This window comes from Fusibacter sp. (genome assembly GCF_057447755.1).
Genome location: NZ_JBVBZF010000460.1, coordinates 1 through 2,114, shown reverse-complemented (window position 1 = coordinate 2,114; position 2,114 = coordinate 1). Strand labels below are relative to the sequence as shown.

The window sequence follows — 2,114 nt, the reverse complement described above, 5'->3', positions numbered from 1 at the left end:
TTTACTGACGTTCATGGCGTCACAAGCGGCCTTGACTGTGTACCCGTGGTCGATAACGAGTTCTGCGACTTCAAGTTTGAATTCGGGACTGTAATTTGGTCTGGATCGGTTGTTCATTAGCTCACCTGTAGTGTTGAGGGTGATCATATCACCCAGAATCAGGTGGCCAAAATCAGTGTGCCACTACAGATTGCTAATTAGCCTATTTGTATGGTTTTCGTATTTAAGGCACACTCAGTGAATGGATATGTGCATCAATTACTCTGACCCCATAGATTTTTTGAAACGTTAATCCGGAAGGCATTTAAGATATGAGTCAAACTTTTAACATCTACTGTGATGAGTCCTGTCATCTGGAAAATGATGGCCAAAAAGCCATGGTGTTGGGCGCCTTGTGGTGCTCTGTAGAAAAAAGAAAGGAGGCTTCTGAGCGTATTCGAGACATCAAGAGAAAACACGGGCTTGGTGATAAATTTGAAGCCAAGTGGACGAAAATAAGCCCAGCAAAAAAAGCTTTTTATATGGATGTATTAGATTATTTCTTTGATGATGATGATCTTCACTTTAGGGCAGTTATTATTCCAAACAAACAGTCACTCAATCACCAATCGTTTCACCAGAGTCACGACGACTGGTATTACAAAATGTATTTTGTCCTTCTAAAGACTATTTTCGAACCGCAGGCCCACTATCGAGTTTACATAGATATTAAAGATACTCTCGGTCATCAGAAAGTAACTAAGTTACATGAAGTCCTTTGCAACAATGCCTATGATTTTTCACAGCGTATGATTGAGAGAGTTCAGCGTATCCATTCTCATGAATCAGAGCTTTTACAGCTATCTGATATGCTAATAGGGGCATTATCCTATCTTCACCGAGGGCTTAAAGAAAATGCGGCGAAGACAGCGTTGATTCGTCGTATACGTGAACGTAGTCATTACGATTTAACACGTAACACCCTGCTAAGAGAGTCTAAATTTAATCTTCTTATCTGGAATGGAGATCAGAATTGATGACTACCCAATCAAACTGGTTACCCGAGCTAGAAAACTTTAGTGATTATAGGGGGGATTGGGATCAATATCTGAGCGCCATTTATGAGATTTTTGTTGCTGACTTTATAGATAACAAGCCTTTTTTCAGAAACAGACGTTTAGGTTTGAAACGCTATCCCATCAGCCAGGGAAAGGAAGCAACGTTTTGGCATTTTACTTCAGAAGGTGATGCTGAAGAAGATAGGACTCCTGATTTAAGGAGGTGCGAACGTATTCGGTGGCCAAAGCCGACCATTGAAAACTCAGATGATCAAAGGTTAAAAATATGGGCTGAACCTAAGGGCTCAAATCTACGAATACATATCTGGTTTGAAGATGAAGGCTATCTAGTCGTTCTCGAAGACAGGAAAACGTATATTTTACCTTGGACAGCATTTTATGTAGAAAGAGATCACCAGCGTAAGAAATACAACAAGCGGTGGGAAAGGTACGGAGCGCACTGAATAAAACATCGAATAGAAAGGCTGGCCGCGCCCTTTATCGGGACGGGGCCGTAACTCCTTCAACGCTTACACCTCGCCTTAGGTTAGCAAAAGCTTCTCTAAGATTTGGCTGGTAGATGAGCTGGTAGCATCATAGTGTTATTCTAACGATAATTCAATATTCATTCAGTCGATGCAAAATCTCTATTAACTAAAAGGGAAGAGCAGCACGGTATCTGGATATATTTGTGGACTATTTGTATTGAAATAAAATTATCAATTAGATAACGACATTACTGGGTAGCACAATCTTCATTAAGCACAGTCTTCTCTCAAGATGCTCTTTCCTGCAAAAAAGAGAGCCTCCCGGCTCTCTTTAATCTTTTGATCTTAAGCTTTTTCTAGCGACTAACCACTAGCAAGGGCGAAGCCCGTTCTAGCCACGTCTCAGCTCTTAGTGAAGCTCTTCATACTTTCTTTGTATCGCCATCAGCGCCGGTTGTGCCTCCAGTGGCGCGTAGGCGATGGCCTGATCAAACAGTTCTTTGTTCTCGTCGGAGAGGCGTTCATCTTCATTCATAGCAGAGAGTTTCTGCATCGCTTCAATAAACTTGGGGTGTTGTTTCTTGGCCGG

General features: G+C 41.7%; 4 protein-coding genes. 2 read left to right on the top strand and 2 right to left on the bottom strand.

Going from position 1 to position 2,114, the window contains the following annotated elements; translation table 11 throughout:
- On the bottom strand, window positions 1–117 hold a 117-nt coding region (locus tag AC220I_RS21650), incomplete at its 3' end, for a transposase (protein ID WP_486725949.1).
- 194 nt (window positions 118–311) lie between these two features.
- Here AC220I_RS21650 and AC220I_RS21645 point away from each other — a divergent pair.
- Both AC220I_RS21645 and AC220I_RS21640 read left to right on the top strand, forming a co-directional pair.
- On the top strand, window positions 312–1,016 hold the full coding sequence (locus AC220I_RS21645) for a DUF3800 domain-containing protein (RefSeq protein ID WP_486725948.1): 705 nt from the start codon (window positions 312–314) through the stop codon (window positions 1,014–1,016).
- Window positions 1,013–1,501, top strand: coding sequence for a hypothetical protein (locus tag AC220I_RS21640; RefSeq protein ID WP_486725947.1), 489 nt, complete (start codon window positions 1,013–1,015; stop codon window positions 1,499–1,501). The genes AC220I_RS21645 and AC220I_RS21640 overlap by 4 nt, the downstream gene beginning before the upstream one ends.
- 433 nt (window positions 1,502–1,934) lie before the next feature.
- Here AC220I_RS21640 and AC220I_RS21635 read toward each other — a convergent pair.
- Window positions 1,935–2,114, bottom strand: a 180-nt coding sequence (locus AC220I_RS21635; RefSeq protein WP_486725946.1) for a hypothetical protein, incomplete at its 5' end; no start/stop codon positions are given.